Source organism: Desulfohalovibrio reitneri, from assembly GCF_000711295.1.
Classification (GTDB): Bacteria; Desulfobacterota; Desulfovibrionia; order Desulfovibrionales; family Desulfovibrionaceae; genus Desulfohalovibrio; species Desulfohalovibrio reitneri.
Genome location: NZ_JOMJ01000004.1, coordinates 678,409 through 704,973, shown reverse-complemented (window position 1 = coordinate 704,973; position 26,565 = coordinate 678,409). Strand labels below are relative to the sequence as shown.

Here is a 26,565-nt window from a genome sequence, read left to right as displayed (position 1 = left end):
CGCCATGGCCACCATTGAACTGAAAAACGTCTCCCACTCCTACTCCGACCCGGAGATTCCACGGGACGAGCGGGAATGGGCGGTCAAGGACCTCTCCATCACCTGGGAGGACGGCACGGCCAACGCCCTGCTGGGCCCCTCGGGCTGCGGCAAGACCACCCTGCTGAACATCATCTCCGGCCTGCTCACCCCCTCCGAGGGCCAGGTGCTCATCGACGGCCAGGACATGACCGCCATGCCGCCAAAAGAGCGCAAGGTGGCCCAGGTCTTCCAGTTTCCCGTGGTCTACGGTTCCATGAACGTCTTCAACAACCTGGCCTTCCCCCTGCGCAACCAGAAGCAGCCGGAAGGACTGGTGCGCGACAAGGTGCGGGAGGTGGCCGAACTGTTGGACCTCACCCCGCACCTCAAGCACAACGCGGCCAAGCTCAACCCAGCCGAACGGCAGAAGATATCCCTGGGCCGGGGCATCATCCGCGACGACACCTCGGCCATCCTGCTGGACGAGCCGCTGACGGTCATCGACCCCAAGCTCAAGTGGCATCTGCGCCGCAAGCTCAAGCAGGTGCAACGCGACACCGGCAAGACCATGATCTACGTCACCCACGACCAGCACGAGGCGCTGACCTTCGCCCAGGACGTGACCATCGTCCGGGCCGGACGGCTGGTGCAGAAAGGGTCGCCGGACGAGTTGCACTCCGAGCCCGCCTCCCCATTCATCGGCTACTTCATCGGCTCGCCGGGCATGAACGTCCTGGACGTGACCCCGGCGGACGGCAAGCTCGATTTCGGCTCCTTCCAGCTGCCCGCGTCCGACGAACTGCTGTCCACCCTGCGCGGCGCGGGCGGCAAGCTGCAGATCGGTCTGCGGCCGGAATACGTGGAGGTGAGAGGCGACACGGAGACGGACGATCCCGCCTGGACCCGGTGGAATGTGACTATCATCGAGGACACCGGGGCCTACCGCATCTACACCATGGAAAGGGACGACCTGCGCCTCAAGGCGCGGGTGCCGGAGCGCATCACCTCGCGGGAGGGAGACACGGTCTCCGTGCGCTTCCCCGAGCAGCACATCAAGGTATTCTCCGATGAACGCAGGATCGCCTAGAAACCGCCAGAGCAACAGCCAGAAGCGGGAAGACGCCTCATGAAGAACAGAGCCTGGTTTTTCCTCATACCCACCCTGTTCCTGGTCTCCATAAGCGCGTTCATCCCGCTTATGACCGTCATCAACTACTCCATCCACTACATTTTCGCTGGCTCCATGCCCACGTTCGTTGGGCTGGAGAACTACGCCGAGGTCCTGGCGGACCCCGCCTTCCGCGGCGCGCTGGGTCGGCAGCTGGTGCTTTCCACCCTCATCCTGGCGGTGGAGATCCCCCTGGGCATCGCCATCGCCCTGGCCCTGCCCCGCAAAGGATGGCAAATGGCGCTTTGCCTAGTGCTTCTGGGCATCCCGCTGCTCATCCCCTTCAACGTGGTGGGCATCATCTGGCGGCTCTTCACCCAGTCGGACATCGGCCCCCTGCCCGAGCTCCTGGCCATGTTCGGCTACAACTTCAACGTGGCCCTGGACGCCTTCGACGCCCCTGCCACCATCTTCCTGCTGGACGTCTGGCACTGGACTCCGCTGGCCGCCCTGCTCTCCTTCGCCGGACTGCAGGCCATCCCGGACGCCTACTACCAGGCCGCTGAAATCGACGGGGCCTCGGCCTGGAAGACTTTCCGTTACGTCACCCTGCCCAAGCTCAAGCCGGTGCTCATCCTGGCGGTGCTCCTGCGCTTCATGGACTCGTTCAAGATATACGCGGAGCCGCTCTTGCTCACGGGCGGCGGTCCGGGGAGTTCGACGACATTCCTCTCCCTGCACGTGGCCCGCAAGGCGCAGTCCTATGACTTGGGCTACGCCGGAGCCGTGTCCATCATCTACCTCTTCATCGTCATTGTTTTCTGCTACCTGTTCTTCCAGATAATCACCCACCTGGGCAAAGGAGAGGAAGGATGAGAAAGCGCAGCATCGCCCTCATCGTCTACTTCGTCCTGCTGTTCATCCCCATCTACTGGATGGTCATCACCTCGTTGAAGACGGACAATGAGATCTTGAAGGAACTGACCTTCTTCCCCAAGGAGATCACCTTCAAGCACTACATGGAGATTTTCACCTCCGAGGTCTGGCGGAACAGCTTCATCAACTCCCTGACCTACGTCTTCCTCAACGTGATCATGACCCTGGTGGCGGCCATCCCTGGGGCCTACGCCTTCTCCCGCTGGAACTTCCGGGGCTCCCACCATCTATTCTTCTGGCTCCTGACCAACCGCATGGCCCCTGCCGCGGTGTTCATGATCCCCTTCACCGAACTCTATTACATCCTGCACATTTACGACACGGTCTGGGCCGTGGCTCTGGCCCACTGCCTGATCAACATCCCGCTGGCCATCTGGATCCTTGAAGGGTTCATGTCCGGCATCCCCCGAGAGATCGACGAGACAGCCTTCATCGACGGCTACTCCTTCCCGCGCTTCTTCAGGAAGATATTCCTGCCCCTCATCGGGCCGGGTATCGGCGTGACCGCCTTCTTCTGCTTCACCTTCTCCTGGGTGGAACTGATCCTGGCCCAGGCGCTGACCGTGACCAACGCCAAGCCGGTGGTCGTCACCCTGACGGTGGGCATCGGCGCGGAAGGCGTGAAATGGGGCCTGCTGGCCGCGGCCGGTTTCCTGACCATCATCCCCGGCGCGGTGGTGGTCTACTTCGTGCGCAACTACATGGCCAAGGGCTTCGCCCTGGGAAGGGTGTAGATCATGGACTGGTTCCGCGACGCGACCGAATGGATGTACTGGACCTGGCAGAGCGGCCTGGCCATCGGCGGGCTGCTCCTCTGCATCGCCGCGCTCGGAATGTGGGACGCCAGAAGCCCCTCCATCGCCCGCAAGGGCTTCTACCCCATCAAAACCACGCGGGGTGACCGTTTCTTCATCGGCATCATCACCTCCATCCTGATCTTTTTGCTTTGGCTTTTGATCGTGGGCAACAGCCTGCTGCTCATACCGTCCGCCATCGCCGTCGTCTGGTTTCTTGTCCAGGGACGACGGGGATAGCGGGACGGTCGCCGTTCCAGAATTTGTATCCGCACAAGGAGGTGATAGCGGCATCCGAAGGATTGGCTGAAGGTGGGATACACGAACCTTTCAGTAAGGAGATGGAGATGCGAGGAACATTGCGCTTGGCGCTGCTGACCGCTCTTGTGGCGGCGGCGCTGGCCCTGCCGGGCACCGTTTTCGCCGAGGACGCGATCGACAAATGGATCGATGAATTCCAGCCCTCGGCCATCAGCAAGGAAGAGCAACGCAAGGAACTCGAGTGGTTCAAGAAGGCCGCCGAGCCCTACAAGGGCATGGAGATTAAATCCGTGGCCGAGGGCATCACCACCCACAAGTGGGAGGCTGACGTCCTGGCCAAGGCCTTCGAGGAAATCACCGGCATCAAGGTCACCCACGACATCATCGGCGAGGGCGCGGTGGTCGACCGCATCCAGCGGCAGATCCAGACCCGCCGCCCCCTCTACGACATCTACGTCAACGACGCCGACATGATCGGCACCCACCTGCGCATGGACTCGGCCCTGAACCTCACCGAGTACATGAAGGGCGAGGGCAAGGGCGTCACCAGCCCCTATCTGGACCTGGAAGACTTCCTGAACCCCGAGTTCGGCCAGGACTACGACGGCAACCAGCTGCAGCTGCCCGACCAGCAGTTCGCCAACCTCTACTGGTTCCGCTACGACTGGTTCACCGATCCCGAGTTCAAGGCCGAGTTCAAGGAAAAGTACGGCTATGAGCTGGGCGTCCCCGTCAACTGGGCCGCCTACGAGGACATCGCCGAATTCTTTACCGGCAAGACCATCGACGGCCAGACCGTCTACGGCCACATGGACTACGGCAAGAAGTCGCCCTCCCTTGGCTGGCGCTTCACCGACGCCTGGCTGTCCATCGCCGGCGTGGGCGACAAAGGCCTGCCCAACGGCCTTCCCGTGGACGAATGGGGCATCCGCGTGGAGAACAAGATTCCCCGCGGCGCCACGGTCGAGCGCGGCGGCGCCGCCAACTCCCCCGCGGCCGTCTACGCCACCACCAAGTACATCGAGTGGATGAAAAAGTACGCCCCGCCGTACGCCGCCTCCATGACCTGGTCCGAGGCCGGTCCCACTCCCGCGCGCGGCAACGTGGCCCAGCGCGTGTTCCAGTACATCACCTGGCTATCCGACCCCGCCTTCACCGATCCCGAAAGCCCCGTCACCGACGAGAATGGCAAGCCGCTGTGGCGCGTGGCCCCCACCCCGCACGGCCGCTACTGGGAAGAGGGCATGAAGGTCGGCTACCAGGACGCCGGTTCCTGGACCATCCTCAAGGACTCCGTCACCGGCGACAAGCGCGCCGCCGCCTGGCTGTGGGCGCAGTTCTGCACCTCCAAGTCCGTCTGCCTGAAGAAGTTCATGGTGGGCCGCACCCCCATCCGCAAGTCCACCGTGCACTCCGACTACCTGGCTGAGCGCGAAGGCGACTTCGGCGGCATCATCACCTTCTACAAGTCCCCCGTGGAGCACATGTGGACCGACTCCGGCCCCAACGTGCCCCACTACCCCCTGCTGGCCGAGCAGTGGTGGAAGAACGTGGCCTCCGCCGTCACCGGCGAAGTTACCCCGCAGCAGGCCATGGACAACCTGGCCGAGACCATGGACGACATCATGGGCAAGCTGCGCATGGCCAAGTACTCCCCCGAGCTCAATCCCAAGAAGTCCCGCGAGTACTGGCTGAACCAGCCCGGCTCGCCCAAGCCGGAGCGTGGTCCGGAAGAACCCAAGACCATGCCCTACGACGAGATGATCAAGGCCTGGAAACAGTAACAGGCGACCGTACCGGACCGGCCCTCCCCGGAGGGCCGGTCCTTCCTTTTCCAGCTGATTTTTCAGGACGGCAAGACCGGGGGAGGCGAGCCCATGGCCGAATACATCGGAGCCATCGACCAAGGGACCACCAGCACGCGATTCATCCTCTTCGACAAGAAGGGGCGCATCGCCGGCATGGACCAGAAGGAACACCGGCAGATTTTCCCCAAGCCGGGCTGGGTGGAGCACGACCCCATGGAGATATGGGCCAACACCCAGGAGGTCATCAAGGGGGCCCTGACCAAGTCGGGCATCTCCGGCAAGCAGTTGGCGGGCATCGGCATCACCAACCAGCGGGAGACTTCGGTCGTCTGGAACCGCAAGACAGGCAAACCGTACAACAACGCCGTGGTCTGGCAGTGCGCCCGCACCCACGGCATCTGCAAGGAACTCATCGCCGAGGGCGGCCAGGACCGCTTCCGCGACATCACCGGCCTGCCCGTCTCCACCTACTTTTCCGGCCCCAAATTCAAGTGGATTCTGGACACCGTGCCCGAGGCCAGGGAGGCGGCCGAGCGGGGCGAGGCCCTCTTCGGCACCATGGAAACCTGGGTCATCTGGTGGCTCACCGGAGGACCCAAAGGGGGAGCGCACGTCACCGACGTGACCAACGCCTCGCGCACCATGCTCATGAACCTGCGCACCCTCTCCTGGGACGACTCCATCCTGGAAGTGCTGGACCTGCCGCGCCACTGCCTGCCCCGCATCGTGCCCTCCTCGGACGAGGGGACCTGGGGCCCCACCTCGGAGTCCGGCCCCCTGGGGGCGCGCATTCCGGTCTGCGGCGCGGTTGGCGACCAGCAGGCCGCCCTGGTGGGCCAGACCTGCTTCACCCCGGGCGAGGCCAAGAACACATACGGCACCGGCTGCTTCCTGCTCATGCACACTGGGCACGAGCCGGTCATGTCCTCCCACGGCCTCATCACCACCCTGGCCTACCAGTTCAGCGGCCGAAAGCCTTCCTACTGTCTGGAAGGGCCCATTGCCCTGGCCGGTGCGCTGGTGCAGTGGCTGCGGGACAACCTGGAGATGATCGAGACCGCGCCCCAGGTGGAGGAATTGGCCGCCAAGGTGGAGGACACCAGCGGGGTCTATGTAGTGCCCGCCTTCTCCGGCCTGCTGGCCCCCTACTGGCGGCCGGACGCGCGCGGGGTGATGGTGGGCCTGACCCGCTACACCACAAAGAACCACATCGCCCGGGCCGTGCTGGAGGCCACCGCCTACCAGACCAAGGACATCGTGGAGGCCATGAACAAGGACGCCACCACGGAACTCAAGGTCCTCAAGGTGGACGGCGGCATGGTGGCCAACGAGCTGCTCATGCAGTTCCAGGCTGACGTGCTGGACGTGCCGGTCATCCGCCCCAAGGTCTCCGAGACCACCTGCCTGGGCGCGGCCTACTGCGCGGGCATCGCCACCGGGTTCTGGTCGGAGCGCGAGGAGCTCTACAACAACTGGGAAGAGGACAAGCGCTGGACCCCGAACATGCCCGAGGAGCAACGCGCCGAGGGCTACCGTCGCTGGAAGATGGCCGTGGAGCGCAGTTTTGGCTGGGAAGAATAGCCGCGTGGCCGGACATATCCGGCGGCTGGCAGCGTGTCTGGCCGCCGGGCTGCTCCTGGCCTTCGCCTCGACCGTCCTGGCGGACAGCGGAAACGGAATCACCGTCCGGCATCTGGCCAAGACCACCCACAGCTGGAACGGCGCGGAGCTGCCCGCCTACGGAGACGGCCAGCCCCAGATCACCATCCTGCGCATCGAAATCGCGCCCGGCGCGAAACTGCCCCGCCACGCCCACCCCGTCATCAACGCGGGAGTGCTGCTGCGCGGGGAGTTGACCGTGACCACCGAGGCCGGGGACACCCTCCGCCTCACCGCAGGGCAGCCCATCGTGGAGGTGGTGGATACCTGGCACCACGGCGAAAACACCGGCGACGAACCGGCGGAAATCATCGTTTTCTACGCCGGGGAGAAAGGCGAGCAGATCACCGTGAAGTGATCTGTATCAGGCCAATTCCACGCCGCCCTTGGGCTCCTCGCCCGGCGTCCATTCCATTTCCACTTCCAGGCTCATCTTGCCGGCACGGCCGGGCTTCATCTCTTGTTCCGCCTTCACTTCCAGGGTCAAGTTCTCCGGCAGGTCCAGGGAGGTTTCCTCCCCCGCCTGCTTGAGCACCACATGCCCCGACTCCACCTTGTCCGCCAGTTGGCGGAGAAATTTCGCCGCGTCTCCACGGCTGGACGGTTCCTCGCTCTTGAACAGCACCTTTTCCGGCATGACGCACTCCTTTGGATTATCCACCAAGTACCCCGCCTTTCGCCCTCCGGCAAGCACAACCGACCGGGCCGCGAGCAAAAAAAGGGGCCGCAAGCCAAAGCCCGCGGCCCCTTCGCCCTTCCGCCGCACGGCTGCGCGGCGGAAGGACGGGCATTCACCTTCCCCTGATGAATGGCGGTAGTTAGAAAGCCTGCTCGATCTTCTCCATGGCCGGGGTGCCGTCAGCCGCTTTCACGCCATCCAGCCACTTGGCCACGGTGGACTTGTTTGCGGAAATCCATTCGGCGGCCACCTCGTCGGCCGGGATTTCATTCTGTCCGTAATCCATGATCCACAGGCTCTGAGTCCGGGAGTCCACCTTCAGATTCTTGAGGAAGCGGTAGACCTGTGGATGGGTGTCCTTCAGACCGCCGCGCACTACAGTGTGCACTTTGGACTCGCTGGCGAACTTTTCCGTGCCGGGCACGGGCTCAAGGTAGGCCATGTCGATCTTCACGTTCATCCAGTGCGGCCGCCAGCAGGCGAAAGCGACCCACTCCTTGTTGTCCATGCGGCTCTTGGCTTCCATGAGCATGGCGGAGGTGGTGGTGCCGGTCTGCTGCCAGTCGCCCAGCCCGGCCACGTCGTTGGCGATGATCTCGTCCATGGCGGTGTGCATGGGCGACCCCACCTCGATGTTGTAGATGTGGCGGTTGAACTTCTCGCCGTGCTTGTCCAGGTCGGCGAAGCTTTTCACGCCCGCCTCGGCCGCGTACTTGGGCACGCACAGACTGATGAGGGCATTGTCCAGGTTGGTCTGGGCGATTTCCGCCGCGCCACTTTCAAGTTGTGGATTAAGCAGGGAGTTCTGCTGCGGCACCCAGCCGCCCAGGAACACATCCACCTCGCCGGAGGAGAAGCTGCTGTAGATGACCGGGGGACCGATCTGCAGGGATTCGGTCTCGTAGCCAAGGGTGTTCAGAATCTGGCTGGCCACTTCGGTCTTGACCTCGACTCCGGGCCACGGCGGCACACCGAAGCGGATTTGGTCAGCCGCCTGGGCGGTCGCGCAGAACAGCAGCAAAGACAGCACGAGAGTCAGGCATGTGGTTACACGTTTCATGAATCCTCCTTGGTTGGGTTTGCGAAGCGGGGTCAACCGCGCGGCATACCGGATTGCCGCGCGGCAATGGCTCGAGCCAGAGACTCGAACCGTTCCCGCGTAGTCTGAAAAAACATCCGCCAGCCCGGACAAAGCCAACTCGCTGCCCCGCTTGCACCCGTCCTGAACTTGGGGCAGTCCCCCATGCACAGCGAAAGATGGTCGCAGTCGGAGCAGCCCTCGGGCAGGCGGGACTTGGCGGTGGTGAAAGCCTGGTAGAATTGGGTCTCCCTGGCCTCGGCCAGGGACATGTCGTGCACGTTGCCCAGGCGGTGTTCTTCGTCCACGTAAAAATCGCAGGGGTAGATGTCGCCGTTGTATTCCACCACCAGGTACTGATCGCACTGCTCGCACAGGCGGCACTCACCGGCGGAAGCACCGGCCATTTTGGCCAGTACGGACTCGAAGTTGCGCACGGAGACGTTCCAGTGCCCCCGGCCATGCCACTCCTCGAACACGCCCCGCAGGAACTCCCCCCACTGTTCCCCGGTGATGGTGAAGGGCAGGGGCTCTCCGGACTCGTCGAACTCCACGCAGGGCACGAACTGCACATGCCCGAACCCCAGCTCCAGCAGGTGGCGGTACACCCGTCGGGGCGAGTCCACGTTGGCTGCGGAAACCAGGGCCACCGCGTTGACCGGCACGCCGTGTTTGACCAGGGTGCGAGCTCCCCGCACCGCCCTGGCATGGGTGGGACGGCCGGAGGTGGTCCGGCGGAAGGCGTCGTGCAGGTCGGCGGGGCCGTCTATGCTGCAGCCGACAAGAAACTTGTATTTGCCCAGGTGGGCGGCCAGCCCTTCCTTCACCAGGGTGGCGTTGGTCTGCAGGCTGTTGGCGATGCGGGCGCCACGCGGGGCGAGCCGCTTCTGCTCCTCTGTGACGCTGCGGAAAAAGGCCTCGCCCATGAGGGTTGGCTCGCCGCCCTGCCAAACCAGGGAGTGCACCGGTTGCGGTGTCTCCAGATAGCTGGAAAGAAGCGCCCGCAGCGTTTCGTTTGACATGCGGTGCTTCCGCGCGCCGGGGTACAGCTTCCCCTTGTCCAGGTAGAAGCAGTAGTCGCAGCGCAGGTTGCAGTCGGCAGCCGCCGGTTTTATGAGCAGGGAAAAGGGTCGCATGATCTCAGCTGGTCCGGCCGCCCCGCCGAAGCGGGACGGCCGGGTAGTCGGCCTTATCTCCCGCAAATGCGCGAGCAGGCCTCGACGTCGTTGAGGTCGAGATGGTTGCGCATGTACTGGTTGGCCGCCTTGCAGGGCGGATGGTAGTCCCAGGGGGTGTGCTTGCCGGTCATGTGCGCCTCGAAAACGATGCGGCGGCGCTTCTGGCTGGCGTGCACGCTGCGGTCGAGCTCCTCCAGGTCCACGTGTTCGCGCACTCTGGCCCGATACTCTTCCACCATGCTGGCGTACTCCGCCTTGCAGGCCAGATTGTCCAGCTCTTCCGGGTCCTCTTGCAGATCAAAGAGCTGCGGCGGGTCCACCGGACAGTGGATGTACTTGTAGCGGTCGTCGCGGATCATGATCATGGGGGACACCGCGCCTTCGCCCAGGTATTCGGTGATCACCGCCGGGCGGTCCGGGTCGTCCCCGCCCTTGGCCAGGGGCAGCAGGCTGGTGCCGTCCATGTTGTCGGACGGGTCCTGGAGCTGCGGGGCTCCGGCCAGGTCCATCATGGTGGGCATGAGGTCCACCAGGGAAACCGGCTTGGCCACCCGGCCGCTCTTCAGGCCGGGGCCGTTCATGACGAAGGGCACCCGCGCGGAGTCCTCCAGCAGGGACATCTTGAACCACAGGCCGTGCTCGCCCAGCATGTCGCCGTGGTCGGCCGTGAGGATGATGACCGTGTTCTCGCGCATGCCGGTGTCGTCCAGCGCCTTGAGGATGCGGCCGATCTTGTCGTCGAGGTAGCTGATCTGGCCATAATAGGCGTGGCGGGCGTTGCGGATGTCCTCGGGGTCCATTTCTCCCTCGCCCATCTTGTAGGCGTGGCGAAGCCGCTGGCTGTGCGGGTCGCACTGGTCGTAGGGAATGTGTCCGACGCGAGGCATGTCGATCTCGTCGTGGTCGTACCTGTCCCAGTGTTCCTTGGGGCAGATGTACGGATCGTGCGGGTTGGTGAAGGAAACGGTCATGCAGAAGGGCCGGTCATCCTTGTCGCGGGCGATGTCGTAGACGTGCCGCTCGGCCTGGAAGCCCACCTCGTCGTCAAAGTCGATCTGGTTGGCGCGTTCGTTGTGTCCGGCGTCCACCACGCTGTCCATGTTGTGGTACCACCAGTCGAAGCGGTGCTCCGGCCGGGACCAGTCGGGTGTCCAGCCATGGTCCGCGGGGTAGACGTCGGTGGTCAGCCGCTCCTCGAAACCGTGCATCTGGTCGCCGCCCACGAAGTGCATCTTGCCGCACAGGGTGGTGCGGTAGCCGTTGGCGCGCAGGTAGTGGGCGAAAGTGGGGATGTCCGCCGGGAACTCCGCGCCGTTGTCGTAGGCGCCGATGCGGGAGGGGTACTGCCCGGCCATCATGGAGAATCGCGAGGGTGCGCACAGCGGGCTGTTGCAGTAGGCGCTTGTGAATACCACGCCGTCTTCGGACAGCGAGTCGATGTGCGGCGTCTTGCTGACCCGGTTGCCGTAGCAGGACAGCGCCGAAGCGGCCATCTGGTCGCACTGGATTACAAGTATGTTGGGGCGTTGTTCAGCCATCCAATAACTCCTTTCCGTCGTTTCTACGTATTCATTTCCTGTTCGATGTGCACCTTGGCCTCGCGCATGGCGGAGGCGATGCGGGACATCACACCGTCTTGTTCCTGATGCGCCTCAAGCACGCCCAGCCCCATGACCATGGACACGCTGCCCTGATCCATGAGCGGCACGGCCATGCGATACACCCCGGGGTAGAAAAGCCCGGCGTCGTGCTGCATGCCGGACTCGCGGGCGTCGTTGATCATGGCGCGAACGTCCTCCAGGTCCAGCCGGGGGCGATGGCGTTCCAGCTCGGATCGCAGGAACGCGTCGTCGTCCAGCTGTTCCCTGGTAAAGAAAAATATGGAGCCGATGACCGGCAGCCGTAGCGGCAGTCCCTTGCCCGCGGGCCACAGGGTGGGCGACTGCGGGGACATGATGCTCTCCAGGCAGAACATGTGATCCCCGGAGCAGGTGAAGAGGTTCACCGAGGCCTCGAACCGCTGGTGCAGGTCGGCCATGCGCTCGCGTACGGTCCGCATGGGTCCCTGGCGGGCGGTCACGGCCTTGCCCCAGAAGTAGGCCTTCATGCCCACTACGTAGCGGCCGTCGGCGGACTTGTTCAGAGCGTCCGCCGCGGTCAATTCCTTGAGAATCTTGTTCACCGTGGTGGGACTGGGATTGCCAAGCGCGGTCTGCACTTCGGAAAAGCGCAGCCCCTGGGGGCTCTTGCTCACCTCGTCCATGACGAACAGGGCTCTGGCTAACGTCGATTGGCTCACTCGCTACTACTCATTTGCGTAGTTAACTTTCTATTTGTGTAGTTTTTACGTAAGGAATCGCTCTCTGTCAAGTTCGCCGGCCTACGCGACAGTTCCTTCATAAGGCATTGAACGGGATGGGATTCCGATGGAGCGCCACGCCAGGAGAGGGCGGCGGCACAAAAAAAGGGCCGCAAGCGTTGCTTGCGGCCCCTTTGGCGAAAATCTCGTGGTGGGCAATGCAGGATTCGAACCTGCGGCCTCCAGCTCCGGAGGCTGGCGCTCTATCCAACTGAGCTAATTGCCCGCTTGCGAGGAAGGTGGTTGTAGGGTCCAGGGCATTGGTTGTCAAGTGGAGCGTTGCCAGCGGGGGAAGGTCCGGCTATGGTGCCGCGGCCATGTATCTGCCCGTCGTCCGCCCCGACTCCGCCGAGCCGCTCTCCACGCGCCTGATCAAGACCGTTTTGCGCGAATTCCTGCACATGCCGGTCAAGGCGCGCATGCGCCTGCGCCCGGAGTACCCCTGGCTCAACTCCGGCGCGGTACGCATGCTTCGGGAGCATCTCACCCCCGGGTCCAATGTGTTCGAGTGGGGCGGCGGCCGCTCCACTCTTTTCTTCGCCCGCCGCGTAGACCGAGTGACCACCCTGGAGCACAAGGCCAAGTGGAACCTCAAACTGACCCGCTGGCTGGCCCGCGAAGGCATCGACAACGTGGACTTGCGCTTCATCGAGCCCAACACTCCGTACGCGGAACCGGACTCCCGCCCCCCGGCCTGGGACGAGCAGGACCTGTGCTTCCGCAAGCCGGAATTCGCCGCTTACGCCGATTCCGTGCTGGAGTTCCCGGAGGAGTCCTTCGACATGATTCTGGTGGACGGCCGAGCCCGCGTGGCCTGCGCCGCCAACGCCCGCGAGCGGGTCAAACCCGGCGGGTTGCTTGTCCTGGACAACTCCGAGTGGCCCAAATACGCGCCCATCTTCGCCATGCTGCGGGGCTGGGAATACACCCGCTTCGCCAACGGCGTATGGGAGACCACGGTTTTCCGCCGCCCGCTTTCCTCCACGTCCCAAATGGGCTAGCATTCCGGGCCAAAGGAGACTCCATGCCCGAAACCAGACGCATTCTCCTGGCCGTCACCGGGGCCAGCGGCATGCCCTACGCCATCCGCCTAGCCGAGTTCCTGGGCGGCCGCGACGGCGTCCAGCTGCACCTGCTTCTCTCCGACGCCGCCCAGCGGGTTCTGGCCCTGGAGACCGACGGCGGCATGGGCCGCCTGGAGCGGGCCGCCTGGGCCGTGTACGGGCAGGACGACATCGCGGCGCCGCCCGCTTCCGGCTCCTGGTCCCATCACGGCATGGCGGTGGTTCCCTGCTCCATGAGCAGTCTTGCGGCCATCGCCTCCGGCCTGGGCAGCAACCTTGTCCACCGCGCAGCCGACGTCACCCTCAAGGAGCGGCGGCCACTGGTGCTCATGGTGCGGGAAACCCCGCTGCACGCCACGCACCTGTCCAACATGCTGGCAGCGGACCGCGCCGGGGCGACCATCATGCCCGCGGCCCCGGCCTTCTACGGCCGCGCGGAGACCGTTGACGACCTGGTTGACTTTATGGCCGCGCGGGTGCTGGACCATCTAGGCGTGGAGCACGACCTCATCAAACCCTGGGGAAGCTGAAGGAGCGAACCATGCCGCACACCCTCACCTGGCACGGACACTCGAATTTCCAACTGCGCACCGCTGACGGCAAGACCGTCCTCATCGACCCCTTCTTCGAGGGCAACCCTTCGGCCGGAACCGGCGCGGAAAGCATCGAGAGCGTGGACGCCGTGTTCATCACCCACGACCACGACGACCACATGGGGCAGGCTCTGGAGATTTGCCAGCGCACCGGGGCCACGGCCGTGGCCATGTTCGACGTCTGCGGCAAGCTCAAGGACCTGGGGCTGCCGCAGGAGCAGTGCCTGGGCATGAACATCGGCGGCACCGTGGACGCGGCCGGGCTCAAGGCCAAGATGGTGCAGGCCATGCACTCCTCTGCCACGGGCGTGGCCGCGGGCTTCATCCTCACCCTGCCGGACGGCTTCTGCCTCTACCACGCCGGGGACACAGGCCTGTTCTCGTCCATGGAGCTGTTCGGCAAGTTCCACGACATCCATCTGGCCCTGCTGCCCATAGACGGCCACTTCAACATGGATCCGGAACAGGCGGCCTACGCCGCACGGCTGCTGGGCTGCCGCCGCACCGTGGCCATGCACTGGGGCACCTTCCCCATACTGGAACAGAACACCGACCGCTTCCAGGGCCAACTGGAGCGGCTGGCCCCCCGCTGTGGACTGGTGCCCATGCAGCCCGGCGAAAGCGTTACACTTACCCCGCCGGAGAACGCCGGAGAGCCCTGCGGCTGCGACTAAACCCCGCGCCCGCGCGCAAATGAGAAAAGCCCCGCGCCGGAATCCGGCGCGGGGCTTTTCTCATGCGGGACAACGCGTATTCGCGCGGTTCAGTTTCCCGAACCGGAGGCGAAATTCCCGGTGTTCAGGTCGAAGGCCAGCACCACCGTGCGCTGGCTGCCGATGCCCGCAGCTCCGGTGTGCGTGTTCACGGCCAGGCACAATTCCTCGTCGCCGTCGTTGTCGATGTCGGCCAGGTCATAGTCCACCACGGCGCCGTTCTGCCGCCTGGTTTTCCAGTCCACGGACAGCCCCACACCGTCCCAGTACAGGGAGTGCAGTTCGCCGTAGGGGAAGTTGCGGTAGCGCTGGAAGAAGGATGCCGCGGTGGAGATGTTGCGGGCCACCAGCAACTCGCGCCTGCCCTGCTGGTTGACGCTGTGCAGCACCAGCCGGGTGGGGATGACCATGGTGATCTCCTCCATGCCGCTGCCTCCGTGCGCCACGCCCAATCCGCCCACGCGCCTGGGCATGTCGAAGGCGATGATGGAGTTGGCGTATTCCTCACCGGTTTTGGCCAACTGTTCATTCTGGTTGTTGTAGACGCTGAGGTGGTCCTCGTCGCCAAGGATCTTGTTGATATTCCCGTCCGCGGGCAGGAAGGCGAAGTTGAACGGAGACGCGTTCTTGGGAAGATTTATGCGCGGACCCAGGACATATTCCCCGTCGCGGCGCATCACCTCGTGCACCGGTTCGCTGAACAGGGCGTCGGCACCCATGCGCTGTCCGACCAGGACGTAGGTGTAGGAAGGGGGCAGCTTCTGGGCGGCCATGAAGAGTTCGACGCCGTCGTTCTGCATGGTCAGCGAGCCCTGGTCGAAGGTGTAGATCAAGGTCAGGGCCTTGCCCTCGCTGAACTGGTTCACCATGTAGATGCCTCCGGTGTAGCCGGAGGCGAATATCTCCACTTGGCCGTCGCGGTCGGTGTCCAGCAGGCTCATGCGGAACAGGGTGAAACGCTTGGGCAGGTCGGCCGCGGCCAGCCGGCGCAGCTTGCCCGCCTCCCGTCGAAAGACGATAAGCTGTTCCTCATTGACAACCACCACTTCGGTGCGGCCGTCGCCGTCAAGATCACGCACCTGCATGTTCACGGAGGCGAAGGGCAGCCCCTGGCTGCGCCACTTGCCCTGCCCCTGCGGCACGTTCTGGTAGCGGAAGGCGGGGTTAAGGGTGAATTCCTCGCCCTCCTGCACCGCGCCGCCCTGGGTCTTGTTCTGCACAAGCTCGGGGTTGAGCACGCGCGCGCCCTGGGTCTCCCCTTCGGCGTTCTTCTTTTCCGCCACCCGGGCCGACGGCTTGGCGAACACCTCGGCGTTCACCTGCCGGGCCATCTCCTCCATGCGCGGAATGAGGTCGGCCAGGGGAACGGAGTCGCTCTTGGGCCACTGCCTGCCGTCTCGGTCCTGCACCATCATGTCCAGGCTGACGTTCTCGCCCATGATGTTGGCGCTGCCCCAAACAAGGTAGTCCACGCCCAGGGACTTGATGTCGCGCAGCGCTTCGGCCTTGCCCTGGGGGTTCTCCGCCACTTCCTCGGGCGGAATGGAGCGCAGCCTGTCCTGCCAGGACAGGCGCGAGGAGAGCATGTTCTGGATGCCCTTGGACAGGTAGGCGTACTTCTCGGGACCGTTGATCTCGAAGGGAAGCACGCTGAAAGTCTTTCCCTGCTGGGCCAGGGCCGGGCTGGCCGCAACGAATACGAGCAGCAGCGCGGCGAGCTGCACAATGCGTTTCATGCTGGTCGATCTCCTTGAGGTGTGTCCGGCGGGAAATGGCACATTATCAGCCTCCACGGCAAGAGGTAAAGCGCGGCTTGTCAGGCCCGCAGGCCCCGCAGGGCCTTGTGCAGCCGTTCCGCCTTCTTGGCTCCAATGCCCGGCAGGGCGGCCAGGTCCTCCGGCGCGGCGGCCGTCATGGCCTCCAGGCTGTCGAAATGCTCCCACAGGATGCGGGCCGTCTTGGGCCCCACCCCGTCCAGGCTGAGCAATTCGCTGGAAAGCGCCTCGCCCGAGCGGCTCCTTCGCTGCCGCCCCAGCACAAAGCGGTGCGCCTCGTCCCGCAACCTCTGCAAAAGCAGCAACTCCGGCGAACCGGGTTTCAGCGGCATGGGATTCTTGCGTCCCGGGCGGAAAATCCGGTCCTCCAACTCGCCTGCGCGGCGGCTCTCCCCCTTGGCGATGGCGGCCAGCTCCCATTCCATCCCATTCTCCCGCAACGCGCGCCCCACGGCCTCGAGCTGCCCTTTGCCTCCGTCGATGACCACCAGGTCCGGCCACGGCTCCCCGGATTCCACCCGCCTCTCCGCCCAGGCGGCCAGGGCGCGGTAGTCGTCGCCGGAGGCGTCGTCGATGGAGTAGATCCGGTAGGCGTTCTTGCGCGGCTCGCCGTCCTCCAAGACCACCATGCCCACCCTGGTGCCGGTGCCGCCCAGGTGGGAGACGTCCACGCACTCGATGCGCTCCGGCTCGGTTTCCAGCCGCAGGGCGCGGGACAGGCTGAGCTGTACGCTCGGCCGCTTGGCCGCCTCCTCCGCCGCGTTGCGCCGGGCCATGGCCAGCAGGCTCTTCTCCTGGCTGGTGCGTGCCGGGCGAACCGTGACCGGGCCGCCGCGCCGCTCGGCCAGCGCCTCCACCACCGCTGGGTCGTCCGGCGGCCAGGGCATGATGATCGAGGGCGGCATGAAACGGCCAGGCCCGTAGTACTGCGTAAGGAAGCTGGCCGCGCATTCGCGCGCGTCCTCGAAAGCGACCCCCGGCAGCAGCACACCCTTGCCACCAAGCAGCCTGCCCTGCCGCACGAACAGCAGCCCCAGGGCCGCGCCGCCCTCGCCCAGGTCCACCGGGGCCATGACGTCCAGGTCGCCGCCGTCCGGCAGCACCACAGACTGCTTTTCCAGGGTGGCCTCCACCGAATGCAACCTGTCGCGCATGAGCGCCGCCCGCTCGAAATCCAGCGCATCGGAGGCGGACTCCATCTCACGTTGCAGCCGCTCGGCCAGCTCGCTGGAGCGGCCGCTCAGCAGCATCTCCACGTCGGCCACCACGCGACGGTACTCCTCTGGCGGGACGCCCAGGCAGCACGGAGCCAAGCACTGGTTCATATGATGGTAGATGCAGGGGCGCGTGCGGTTGCGCATGGCCCTGTCGGAACACTTGCGCAGGGGAAAGACGCGGCCGATGGTCCGCCAGGTGCGCTTGGCGTGGGCAGCGGAGGTGAAGGGACCGAAATGGACAGAGCCGTCCTTCTTGACGTTGCGGGTAATGGACAGCCGGGGAAAGTCGGACCGCTTGTCCAGGCGGAAGAGGACGTACTGCTTATCATCGCGCAGAAGGATATTATAGCGCGGACGGTGCTTCTTGATGAGGCTGTCCTCCAGAAGCAGCGCCTCCTTCTCCGTGGAGGTGACCAGGGTGCGGATGTTGTTGATGCGCGACACCATGGCCCTGGTCTTGGCGGTCAGCCGCTCGGGCGGCCCGAAGTAGGACGACACGCGGCGGCGCAGGTTCTTGGCCTTGCCCACGTAGATGATACGTCCCGAGGCGTCGTGCATGAGGTAGACGCCGGGGTCCTGGGGCAGGTCTGGAAGGATGTCGGCCGGGTCCATGGGACGGGGAGTGTAATCCCGCCGCGCGGGCTGTCCAGGGTTCGTGGACCGGGTCAAGAAATTTGCACGGTAAAAAAAATTGCACCCGCGTCAAAAAAAGTGACGCAAAGGTCTTGTCAACGCCTTTCGATGCGGGTAGGCAATGGCCGTGGGCTCAAGCCCGCGGCGTTTGTTTGGTGGCCCCACATGGCAAAACAAGGCAAGAAAAGGGAGAGAAGGAAATGAAAAAACTTCTGTTGCTCGCCCTCGCTTCCGCCCTCGTCCTCGGTTCGGTGGCCATGGCCTCCGCCGAGGTGCAGGTGTACGCGAGCGGTGACTACGAGATGAGCTTCAACTACTGGAACCACAAGGATTTCCGCTCTGCGGACGACGACAACACCCTCAATGACGAGGAGCACGTCGGCATCCGCCAGCGCGCCCGCATGGACTTCCGCTTCACCGCCAACGAGAACGTGTCCATGTTCACCCGCTTCACCACCGGCAGCGATGACTTCGGTGACGAAAAGACCGTTGGTGACAACTTCGCCGTGGAGCTCGACCGCGCCTACGTGGAGTGGAACTGGCCCGGCACCGAGCTGCTGACCCAGGTCGGCTTCTACCCCCTGGGCCTGCCCGATGCCGGCTACTTCGGCAACCCCGGCCTGGACGCTGACGTGGCCGGCGCCCTGCTGAGCTACCGCTTCAACGACATGGTCGCCGCCACCGGTGGCTGGTTCCGCCCCGGCTCCAACGGCGCCAACGGCGGCCGCGTTGCCGACAACAACAACAACACCTCCGACGTGTTCTACCTGGCCCTGCCCCTCACCTTCGAGGGCGTGAGCCTGTCCCCCTACGGCGCCATCGCCACCGTGGGCAACGACTCCGGCCTGAACGGCCTGTGGAACTCCTACAACTCCACCGCCGAGGACGACGTCCAGAACTCCGCCTGGTGGGCCGGCATCGGCATCAAGGTGGACGTTGTCGAGGACTTCAACTTCTACGGTGACTTCCACTACTCCGCCTCCGAGTACGGCGAGAGCCAGAACGACCGTAACGGCTACATCGCCGACCTGGCCGTTGAGTACACCGGCCTGGACTTCATGGTGCCCAGCCTGTTCGGCTTCTACGCCTCCGGCCTGGATGACGACGCCGACAACGGCGACGAGCGCTACTTCGGCGTGCAGTGGGTCAACGACGAGAACGGCTTCAACGTGCCCGGCTCCTTCACCCTGGGCGATCCCATGGGCCGTTCCGCCGACTCCACCATGTCCTGGCTGTCCAAGTGGGCCGTCGGCCTGAACCTGGACCAGATCCAGTTCATCCCCGACCTGACCCACCAGTTCGTGGTCTTCTACGCCCAGGGCACCTCCGATGAGGACGCCGTCAAGGGCCGCAACGCCGCGAACATCAATAACCTGGGCTCCGGCCAGTACTTGGGCGCCGTGATGACCGACGAGGACTCCATGTGGGAGCTGGACTTCAACAACACCTACCAAGTGTACGAGTCCCTCGCCATGTTCGCCAACTTCGGTATCGCCAGCCTGGACGTCGACGAGGACACCTGGCAGGCCGCTGCCCCGACCTACGCCGACGACACCGAGACCGCCTGGCGCTTCACCACCGGCTTCAAGTACAAGTTCTAGAAGCCTGATTCGCCACCAACCGACGCCACAAGGGCCGGAACCTTCGGGTTCCGGCCCTTTTCACTTCCATCTCGACAAGACCCCGGTCCTTGGCTATCCTGCCGCGCGGGGTCGGGCTGTTCGCTTCGGCCCGCTTTTTTTCAAAACAGGACGTTTCACCATGCCCTGCCGACAATTCACGGTCCGCACACTGGACGACATCACCGACTTCACCGCCTGGCTGGCGGGCCGCTCCGCCTCCGCCGACCAGTCCATCGAGACCAAAGTCCGCGATATCCTCAGCGAGGTTCGCCAGAAGGGCGACGCCGCTCTTGTGGATTACTGCCGCCGCTTCGACTGCCCGGGCTTCGACCCGGACCATATCCGCGTGGACCCGGTCCGCATGGCCGAGGCCGCCCAACAGGTTCCCGCCGGGGACATGGAGATCATCGCCCGGGCGGCTGAGAACATCCGCGCCTTTCACCAGCGCCAGACCCAGAACTCCTGGTGGTCGCTGGAGGACGACGGCTCCATAATGGGGCAGATCGTCCGGCCGGTGGACCGCGCCGGGCTCTACGTGCCCGGCGGCGCTGGCGGCGACACACCGCTGGTATCCTCCCTGCTCATGAACGCCGTGCCCGCCCAGGTGGCGGGGGTCGAAGGCATCGCCGTGACCACCCCGCCCCTGCGGGACGGCGGAGTTAACCCGTACATCCTGGCCACCGCGCACCTGCTGGGCATCGAGGAGGTCTACGCCCTGGGCTCCGCCTGGGCCGTGGCCGCCCTGGCCTACGGCACCGAGACCATCCCCCGCGTGGACGTGGTCACCGGGCCGGGCAACATCTTCGTCACCACGGCCAAGCGGCTGCTCATCGGCACCATCGGCATCGACATGCTGGCCGGTCCCTCTGAGATCGCCATCCTGGCAGACGACTCCGCCGACCCGGCCCACCTGGCCGCGGACATGCTCTCCCAGGCCGAGCACGACCCGCTGGCCGCTTCGGTGGCGGTCACGGACAGCCCGGAACTGGCCGAACAGCTCATGCCCGAACTCCTGCGGCAGCGGGACGCCCTGCCCCGGGCGGACATCGCCCGGCAAGCCCTGGATGACTGGGGCGCGGTGGTGCTGGTGGACGACCTGGAGCAAGGCTGCCGGGTGGTCAACGCCATGGCCCCGGAGCACCTGGAAATCGCGGTGCGCGACCCCTTCGCCTGGCTTGGCCTCATACGCCACGCCGGGGCCATCTTCCTGGGGCACGATACGCCGGAGCCGGTTGGCGACTACTTCGCCGGACCCAACCACATCCTGCCCACCATGGGCACCCCGCGCTTCGACCAGGCCCTATCCGTGGAAACCTTTCTCAAGAAGTCCAGCCTCATCCGCACCCCGCGCGAGTATCTGGAGCGCTTCGGCGAGGACATCGCCCGGCTGGCCCGGCTGGAGGGGCTGGAGGCGCATGCCCGCGCGGTGGAAATCCGCAGCAAGGACGGAAAGCAATGAACATCGTCAGCCGCACAGACATTCCCGGCATCCCCCTGGTCTCCCGGGGCAAGGTCCGCGACATCTACGAGCTGCCCGACGACGAGCTGCTCATCGTGACCACGGACCGGGTCTCCGCCTTCGACGTCATCCTGCCCGATCCCATCCCCTACAAGGGCGCGGTGCTCAACCAGATCACCCTGTTCTGGATGGACCGCTTCCGCGACCTGGTGCACAACCACGTGCGCCTGCGCGACGTGGAGGAATACCCGGACTACCTGCAACCCTACGCCGAGGACCTGCGCGGCCGATCGGTCATCGTCAAGAAGGCCAAGCCCCTGCCCGTGGAGTGCATCATTCGCGGCTACATCACCGGCTCCGGCTGGAAGGACTACCAGCGCACCGGCAAGGTCTCCGGCCACGACCTGCCGCAAGGGCTGGTGGAATCCCAGGAGCTGCCCGAGCCCCTCTTCACTCCCTCCACCAAGGCGGAGGCGGGGGAACACGATGAGAACATCACCGTGGAGGAGGCCGGAAAGCTCATGGGCGGCGATGTCCTGGGCGAGGTGGAAAAGCTCTCCCTGGACATTTACAAGAAGGCCCGCAACTACGCCCGCAACTGCGGCATCATCATCGCCGACACCAAGTTCGAATTCGGCGTGGCCGGGGGCGAACTGCTGTGGATCGACGAGGCCCTGACCCCGGACTCCTCCCGCTTCTGGGATCTGGCCGACTACCAGCCCGGCAGGGGGCAGAAGAGCTACGACAAGCAGATCCTGCGCGACTACCTGGAGGAGATCGGCTTCGACAAGACCCCTCCGGGACCGCCCCTTCCCGCCGAGCTCATCGACCGCATGAGCCGCACCTACATGCAAATCTATGAGCTGCTGACCGGCTCCAAGCTCGCAACCTAGGAGAACGACATGCTGCTGGACGGAAAGAAGGCCCTCATCTTCGGCGTGGCCAACGAGCGCTCCATCGCCTACGGCATCGCCAAGCAGTTCAAGGAGAACGGCGCGCGGCTGGGCTTCAGCTACGCCTCGGAAGCCATCAAAAAGCGCATCGACCCCATTTCCGAAGAGCTTGGCGGCGAGTTCACCCTGCAGTGCGACGTCACCGACGACGCCAGCCTGGAACAGGCCGCGGCCTCGGTGAAGGAACATTGGGGCGAGTTCGACATCCTGGTCCACTCCATCGCCTTCGCCAACCGCGACGACCTGCAAGGCCGCTTCATCGACACCTCCCGCGACGGCTTCAAGCTGGCCATGGACGTCTCAGCCTACTCCCTGGTGGCCATGTGCCGCACCTTCGAGCCCCTGCTGGCGGCAGACTCCTCGGTGCTGACCATGACCTACTACGGCTCCGACAAGGTGGTGGCCAACTACAACGTCATGGGCGTGGCCAAGGCCGCCCTGGAGTCCAGCCTGCGCTACCTGGCGGTGGACCTGGGCGAGAAGGGCGTGCGCATCAACGCCATCAGCGCCGGCCCCATCAAGACCCTGGCCGCCAGCGGCATCTCCGGCTTCCGCTCCATCCTCAAGACCATTGAGGAACGCGCCCCCATGAAGCGCAACGTGACCACCGAGGACGTGGGCAAGACCGCGGTCTACCTGGCCTCCGACCTCTCCTCCGGCGTCACCGGCGAGGTGGTCTTCGTGGACTCGGGCTACAACATCCTGGGCATGTAGATGGCCGTCCCCTTCAACGACCTGGCCGCGCAACTCGCCCCCCAGCGGGCGGAAATCAACGCCGCCCTGGCGCGCGTGCTGGACTCCGGCTGGTTTTTGGGCGGCCGCGAGACCGAGGCCTTTGAGCGCGAGTTCGCCGACTGGTCCGGGCTGGCCGGAACCGTGGCCTGCGCCTCGGGCACCGACGCCCTGACCCTGGCCCTGGAGGCCGTGGGCGTCTCGCCCGGGGAAGAGGTCATCCTGCCCGCCCTGACAGCCCCGCCCTGCTACCACGCCGTGCTGGCCGTGGGAGCCATCCCCGCCTTCTGCGAGGTGGATCCCGAGACCCTGACAATCACTCCGAAGACGGTGGAAGCGGCCACGAGCGACCGCACCCGCGCGGTGCTGGCCGTTCACCTCTACGGCTCCATGGCCGACATGCGCGGCCTGGACGCCCTCTGCCGGGAGCAGGGGCTCTATCTCATCGAGGATTGCGCCCAGGCCCATGGGGCAAGCCGCGACGGTCTGCGAGCCGGGGAAACGGGCGACGCGGCCTGTTTCAGCTTCTATCCCACCAAGAACCTGGGAGCCCTGGGCGACGCCGGGGCGATCTGCTCGCAGTCCGCCGACAGGCTGGAGACGCTGCGCCTGTTGCGGCAGTACGGCGAGCACCCCCGCTACGTCTCCACCCGGCCGGGCTACAACTCCCGCATTGACGAGACCCAGGCCGCCGCGCTGCGCACCCGCCTGCCGCGCCTAGCCGCGGACAACGCCGAACGCCGCCGCCTGGCGGGACTCTACGCCGAAGGGCTTGCCGGCACCCCGCTGACCCTGCCCAAAGTGGACGAGGGGCACGTGGCCCATCTCTACGCCGTGCGAGTTCCCAAGAGGGAGCCCCTGCAGCGCCACCTGGCCGAGCGGGAGATCGGCACGGGCGTCCACTACCCCGTGCCCGGCCACCGCCAGCCCATGTTCACCCTCAACCGGGCGCCGTGCGAAGGCGCCCTGGACCTCTCCTTCACCGAGACGGTCGTGGACGAACTGCTCTCCCTCCCCCTCTACCCGGGGCTGGCGGACGAGCGGGTCGAGGAAGTCTGCGCCGCGGTGCGGGAGCACTACGGAGTCTGACATGACCTGGGACGTAATCGGCCTCGTGGCCGTGGTCGTACTCTGGATCGTGCTCAACCGGATCGTCTTCCCGCGCATGGGAATCGGTTGAGCGCCTTCCGACAAGGGCTGCGGTACGCGGCCCAAGGACAAGGCAACCGACCGGAAAGACGGGAAATCGAGCTAGCTTGACAAGGGAACGCAAAGCTCCTAAAAGGCTCAATTCCTTGCTCGACGCCGCCCCCGGCGCCGGGCCGTACAGACCATAAGGAGGAAGAGCATGCGTCAGTACGAAACCCTTCTCTTGCTCAGTCCGGAACTGAACTCGGACGACCGCAAGGGCATTCTGGACAACCTGACCGGGATCCTTTCCCGCGAGGACGGCAGCCTGCTGGTGGCCGACGAGTGGGGCATGCGCGATCTGGCCTACGCCGTGCGCAAGCAGACCCGAGGCTACTACATCCGGCTGGAATACGCCGCCGCCGGCGACACCGTGACCGAGTTGGAACGCAACATCCGCATCACCGATGGCGTCCTCAAGTTCATGACCGTCAAGCTGGCCGATACGTTCGTGCCCCAGGAGGCTTAGCCATGGCGTTCAAGAAGCGTTTCACCCCCCGCAAGAAGTTCTGCCGGTTCTGCGCCGACAAGGAAATCCAACTCGACTACAAGCGCCCCGACGTGCTGCGCGATTTCATCACCGATCGTGGCAAGCTCATCGCCCGCCGCATCACCGGCACCTGCGCCAAGCACCAGCGCAAGCTGACCCGCGAAGTCAAGCGCTCCCGGCAGATGGCCCTGCTGTATTACACCACTGTGCACGCCACCCACGTGCGCAAGCGGACCATCTAGGAGGAGCGTCATGGACATCATTCTCCGCGCCGACGTGGACACCCTGGGACGCGTGGGCGACCACGTCACCGTCAAGGACGGCTACGCCCGCAACTACCTCATACCCCAGGGACTGGCCATGCGCGCCACCCGCGCCAACACCAGGGCGTTCGAGGTGGAGCGCAAGAAGCTCGAGGCCAAGATGGAGCAGATCCGTCAGGAGGCCAAGAGCCAAGCCGAAAAGCTCGACGAGACCGAGGTGGAAATCCGGGTGCGTGTCGGCGAGAACGACAAGCTCTACGGCTCCGTCACCTCCGCCATGATCGGCGACGCCTTGGCCGAGCAGGGGGTCGATCTGGACAAGCGCAAAATCCAGCTCGACTCCCCCATCCGCGCCCTGGGCGAATACGAGGTTCCGGTCAAGCTGCACCCCGAGGTCTCTCCCACCGTCACGGTCAAGGTCCTGCGCGAGGGCGGTTCCTTCGAGGAAGAGATCGCCTCCCTGGAAGAAGCCCCGGTGGAAGCCCGCGAGCCCGCCACTCCCGAGCCCGTGGAGGGCGAGGAAGCCGAGGTGTCCTCTGAGCCCGAAACCGAGCAGCCCGAATAGCGGTTCCTTTCAGGGACTTGGTTCCCAGCCGGGGGAGGCCTCCGGGGCCTCCTCCGATCTGCTGCGCAAAGTCCCCCCCCATAACCTCGAAGCCGAGCAAGGGGTTCTGGGGGGGGTTTTCCATAAAAACTCCATCTTTTCCCAGGTCCTCGAGGTCATCAACGAGGACGACTTCTACTCCCCCGCCCATCGACTGATCTTCCGCGCGCTCAAGGAGCTTGACCGCAAGGGCGTGGCCATGGACCTGGTCACGGCCTCGGCCGAACTGGAGCGCATGGAGTCGCTGGACCAGGCCGGGGGAAAGCCGTACCTGGCCGAACTGGTCTCCTCCATTGTCAGCGCGGCCCACGCGGTGCACTACGCCGCCCTAGTCCGCGACACCTCCTCCCAGCGCCAGCTCATCGAGGCCGGTCTGAAGATCGTCTCGGAGAGCTTCGAGAAGCGGGTGGACATCGACGCCCTAATCGACGAGAGCGAACAGACCATCTTCTCCATCGCGGAGAAACGCTCCTCCGAGATCATCGCCTCGTCGCGGGACATCGTCACTTCGGTTTTCGAGGACCTTACCGCCCGCTCCGAACGCACCGAACTCATCACCGGCGTGGACACCGGCTACACCAAGCTCAACGAGTACACCGCCGGCTTCCAGAAGTCAGACCTGGTCATCATCGCCGCCCGCCCGTCCATGGGCAAGACGGCCTTCGCCCTGAATCTGGCCCTCAACGCCGCCCGCAGCGTGGACGAGGTCCCCACGCTCCTCTTCTCCCTGGAAATGAGCAAGGAACAGCTCGTTTCCCGCCTGCTCTGCATCCAGGGCCGGGTGGACCTCTCCCACATGCGTCGGGGGCACCTTGGCGACGACGACTGGTCCAGGCTGTACGACGCGGCCGAAATCGTCTCCCCCGCGCCCATTTACATCGACGACACCCCTGCCCTGTCCGTGCTGGAGCTGCGAGCTCGCTGCCGCCGCATGAAGAAGGAGAAGGGATTGGGGATGGTCATCGTGGACTACCTGCAACTTATGCGCGCCTCCCGCCGCATCGACTCCCGCGAGCAGGAGATTTCCGACATTTCCCGCAACCTCAAGGCCCTGGCCAAGGAACTGGACATCCCGGTCATCGCCCTCTCGCAGCTCAACCGCAAGGTGGAGGAGCGCTCCAACCGCAAGCCCATGCTTTCCGACCTGCGCGAGTCGGGCGCCATTGAGCAGGACGCGGACATGATCATGTTCATCTACCGCGACGAGGTGTACAATAAGGAGTCGCCAAAAAAGGGCATCGCCGAAATCATCATCGGCAAGCAGCGCAACGGCCCCGTGGGCGAGCTGGAGCTGCATTTCCACGGGCCGAGCACCAGCTTCGGCGACCTGTCCCTCATTCCCGAGCCGTCGGAATTCATGCCCACCGGCGGCTGACCA

Annotated in this window: 26 protein-coding genes and 1 tRNA gene; 19 read left to right on the top strand and 8 right to left on the bottom strand. The window is 64.9% G+C overall.

The genetic code is table 11. The features are described 5' to 3' along the window. The first annotated feature begins 4 nt into the window (after positions 1-4). From N911_RS0115890 to N911_RS0115860, 7 genes are all read left to right on the top strand, one after another. Entirely contained in the window at positions 5-1,108 is a 1,104-nt protein-coding gene (locus N911_RS0115890) for an ABC transporter ATP-binding protein (RefSeq protein WP_029898876.1), read from the top strand. A 39-nt stretch (positions 1,109-1,147) separates the two neighbouring features. Beyond that, positions 1,148-2,005 carry a carbohydrate ABC transporter permease gene (locus N911_RS0115885; RefSeq protein ID WP_029898874.1) on the top strand — a complete coding sequence of 286 codons (858 nt, stop codon included), beginning with the start codon at positions 1,148-1,150 and terminating at the stop codon, positions 2,003-2,005. Beyond that, on the top strand, positions 2,002-2,799 hold the full coding sequence (locus N911_RS0115880; protein WP_029898873.1) for a carbohydrate ABC transporter permease: 798 nt from the start codon (positions 2,002-2,004) through the stop codon (positions 2,797-2,799). The genes N911_RS0115885 and N911_RS0115880 overlap by 4 nt, the downstream gene beginning before the upstream one ends. A gap of 3 nt (positions 2,800-2,802) precedes the next feature. Then, on the top strand, positions 2,803-3,099 hold the full coding sequence (locus N911_RS0115875) for a DUF2160 domain-containing protein (RefSeq protein WP_029898870.1): 297 nt from the start codon (positions 2,803-2,805) through the stop codon (positions 3,097-3,099). A gap of 107 nt (positions 3,100-3,206) precedes the next feature. After that, positions 3,207-4,904 (top strand): ABC transporter substrate-binding protein, encoded by a 1,698-nt coding sequence (locus N911_RS0115870; protein ID WP_029898868.1) that lies wholly within the window; start codon positions 3,207-3,209, stop codon positions 4,902-4,904. A 93-nt stretch (positions 4,905-4,997) separates the two neighbouring features. After that, entirely contained in the window at positions 4,998-6,509 is a 1,512-nt protein-coding gene (glpK, locus tag N911_RS0115865) for a glycerol kinase GlpK (protein WP_029898866.1), read from the top strand. Positions 6,510-6,513: 4 nt separating this feature from the next. Next, positions 6,514-6,945: a cupin domain-containing protein gene (locus N911_RS0115860; protein ID WP_202593884.1), complete on the top strand. Its 432-nt coding sequence runs from the start codon at positions 6,514-6,516 to the stop codon at positions 6,943-6,945. Between the two features lie 6 nt (positions 6,946-6,951). On the opposite strand, the gene N911_RS0115855 is transcribed toward N911_RS0115860, so the two are convergent. From N911_RS0115855 to N911_RS0115830, 6 genes are all read right to left on the bottom strand, one after another. Then, the gene (locus N911_RS0115855; protein WP_029898863.1) at positions 6,952-7,224 is read right to left on the bottom strand and encodes an amphi-Trp domain-containing protein; all 273 of its coding nucleotides are present in this window, start codon (positions 7,222-7,224) and stop codon (positions 6,952-6,954) included. A 181-nt stretch (positions 7,225-7,405) separates the two neighbouring features. After that, on the bottom strand, positions 7,406-8,326 hold the full coding sequence (locus N911_RS0115850; protein WP_029898861.1) for an ABC transporter substrate-binding protein: 921 nt from the start codon (positions 8,324-8,326) through the stop codon (positions 7,406-7,408). A 32-nt stretch (positions 8,327-8,358) separates the two neighbouring features. Continuing rightward, entirely contained in the window at positions 8,359-9,480 is a 1,122-nt protein-coding gene (locus N911_RS17155; RefSeq protein ID WP_035105631.1) for an anaerobic sulfatase maturase, read from the bottom strand. Positions 9,481-9,533: 53 nt separating this feature from the next. Further along, positions 9,534-11,060 carry a choline-sulfatase gene (gene betC, locus N911_RS0115840; protein WP_029898857.1) on the bottom strand — a complete coding sequence of 509 codons (1,527 nt, stop codon included), beginning with the start codon at positions 11,058-11,060 and terminating at the stop codon, positions 9,534-9,536. 23 nt (positions 11,061-11,083) lie between these two features. Then, positions 11,084-11,821 (bottom strand): IclR family transcriptional regulator, encoded by a 738-nt coding sequence (locus tag N911_RS0115835; protein WP_029898855.1) that lies wholly within the window; start codon positions 11,819-11,821, stop codon positions 11,084-11,086. 209 nt (positions 11,822-12,030) lie between these two features. Continuing rightward, positions 12,031-12,107: transfer RNA gene (locus N911_RS0115830), tRNA-Arg, on the bottom strand. 91 nt (positions 12,108-12,198) lie between these two features. Here N911_RS0115830 and N911_RS0115825 point away from each other — a divergent pair. From N911_RS0115825 to N911_RS0115815, 3 genes are read left to right on the top strand one after another with little or no spacing between them, the layout of a single operon-like run. Next, positions 12,199-12,882, top strand: a complete 684-nt coding sequence (locus tag N911_RS0115825; protein WP_035105627.1) for an O-methyltransferase — start codon at positions 12,199-12,201, stop codon at positions 12,880-12,882. 23 nt (positions 12,883-12,905) lie between these two features. Further along, positions 12,906-13,475, top strand: a complete 570-nt coding sequence (locus tag N911_RS0115820) for a UbiX family flavin prenyltransferase (protein ID WP_029898851.1) — start codon at positions 12,906-12,908, stop codon at positions 13,473-13,475. Between the two features lie 11 nt (positions 13,476-13,486). Next, on the top strand, positions 13,487-14,212 hold the full coding sequence (locus N911_RS0115815; protein WP_029898849.1) for a metal-dependent hydrolase: 726 nt from the start codon (positions 13,487-13,489) through the stop codon (positions 14,210-14,212). A gap of 89 nt (positions 14,213-14,301) precedes the next feature. On the opposite strand, the gene N911_RS0115810 is transcribed toward N911_RS0115815, so the two are convergent. Further along, positions 14,302-15,987 carry an FG-GAP repeat domain-containing protein gene (locus N911_RS0115810; RefSeq protein ID WP_029898847.1) on the bottom strand — a complete coding sequence of 562 codons (1,686 nt, stop codon included), beginning with the start codon at positions 15,985-15,987 and terminating at the stop codon, positions 14,302-14,304. A gap of 80 nt (positions 15,988-16,067) precedes the next feature. Further along, a complete protein-coding gene (uvrC, locus tag N911_RS0115805; RefSeq protein ID WP_029898845.1) occupies positions 16,068-17,855 on the bottom strand; it encodes an excinuclease ABC subunit UvrC in 1,788 nt (595 codons plus the stop codon). A gap of 221 nt (positions 17,856-18,076) precedes the next feature. Here uvrC and N911_RS0115800 point away from each other — a divergent pair, with 221 nt between their 5' ends. The 9 genes from N911_RS0115800 (at position 18,077) to dnaB (ending at position 26,562) form a co-directional block, all read left to right on the top strand. Beyond that, entirely contained in the window at positions 18,077-19,477 is a 1,401-nt protein-coding gene (locus tag N911_RS0115800) for an outer membrane homotrimeric porin (RefSeq protein WP_029898843.1), read from the top strand. Positions 19,478-19,637: 160 nt separating this feature from the next. Next, positions 19,638-20,957: a histidinol dehydrogenase gene (gene hisD / locus N911_RS0115795; RefSeq protein ID WP_029898841.1), complete on the top strand. Its 1,320-nt coding sequence runs from the start codon at positions 19,638-19,640 to the stop codon at positions 20,955-20,957. Beyond that, complete coding sequence (locus N911_RS0115790) at positions 20,954-21,850, top strand: phosphoribosylaminoimidazolesuccinocarboxamide synthase (RefSeq protein WP_029898839.1); 897 nt, start codon at positions 20,954-20,956, stop codon at positions 21,848-21,850. The genes hisD and N911_RS0115790 overlap by 4 nt, the downstream gene beginning before the upstream one ends. A gap of 9 nt (positions 21,851-21,859) precedes the next feature. Beyond that, positions 21,860-22,624 (top strand): enoyl-ACP reductase FabI, encoded by a 765-nt coding sequence (locus N911_RS0115785; RefSeq protein ID WP_029898837.1) that lies wholly within the window; start codon positions 21,860-21,862, stop codon positions 22,622-22,624. Next, on the top strand, positions 22,625-23,731 hold the full coding sequence (locus N911_RS0115780; protein WP_029898835.1) for a DegT/DnrJ/EryC1/StrS family aminotransferase: 1,107 nt from the start codon (positions 22,625-22,627) through the stop codon (positions 23,729-23,731). It begins immediately after the preceding gene. Between the two features lie 259 nt (positions 23,732-23,990). Continuing rightward, positions 23,991-24,299, top strand: a complete 309-nt coding sequence (rpsF, locus tag N911_RS0115770) for a 30S ribosomal protein S6 (protein ID WP_029898833.1) — start codon at positions 23,991-23,993, stop codon at positions 24,297-24,299. Between the two features lie 2 nt (positions 24,300-24,301). After that, entirely contained in the window at positions 24,302-24,562 is a 261-nt protein-coding gene (gene rpsR, locus N911_RS0115765) for a 30S ribosomal protein S18 (RefSeq protein WP_029898830.1), read from the top strand. A gap of 10 nt (positions 24,563-24,572) precedes the next feature. Further along, positions 24,573-25,148 (top strand): 50S ribosomal protein L9, encoded by a 576-nt coding sequence (rplI, locus tag N911_RS0115760; RefSeq protein WP_029898829.1) that lies wholly within the window; start codon positions 24,573-24,575, stop codon positions 25,146-25,148. Next, positions 25,120-26,562 (top strand): replicative DNA helicase, encoded by a 1,443-nt coding sequence (gene dnaB, locus N911_RS0115755; RefSeq protein WP_081859290.1) that lies wholly within the window; start codon positions 25,120-25,122, stop codon positions 26,560-26,562. The genes rplI and dnaB overlap by 29 nt, the downstream gene beginning before the upstream one ends. Positions 26,563-26,565 lie beyond the last annotated feature (3 nt).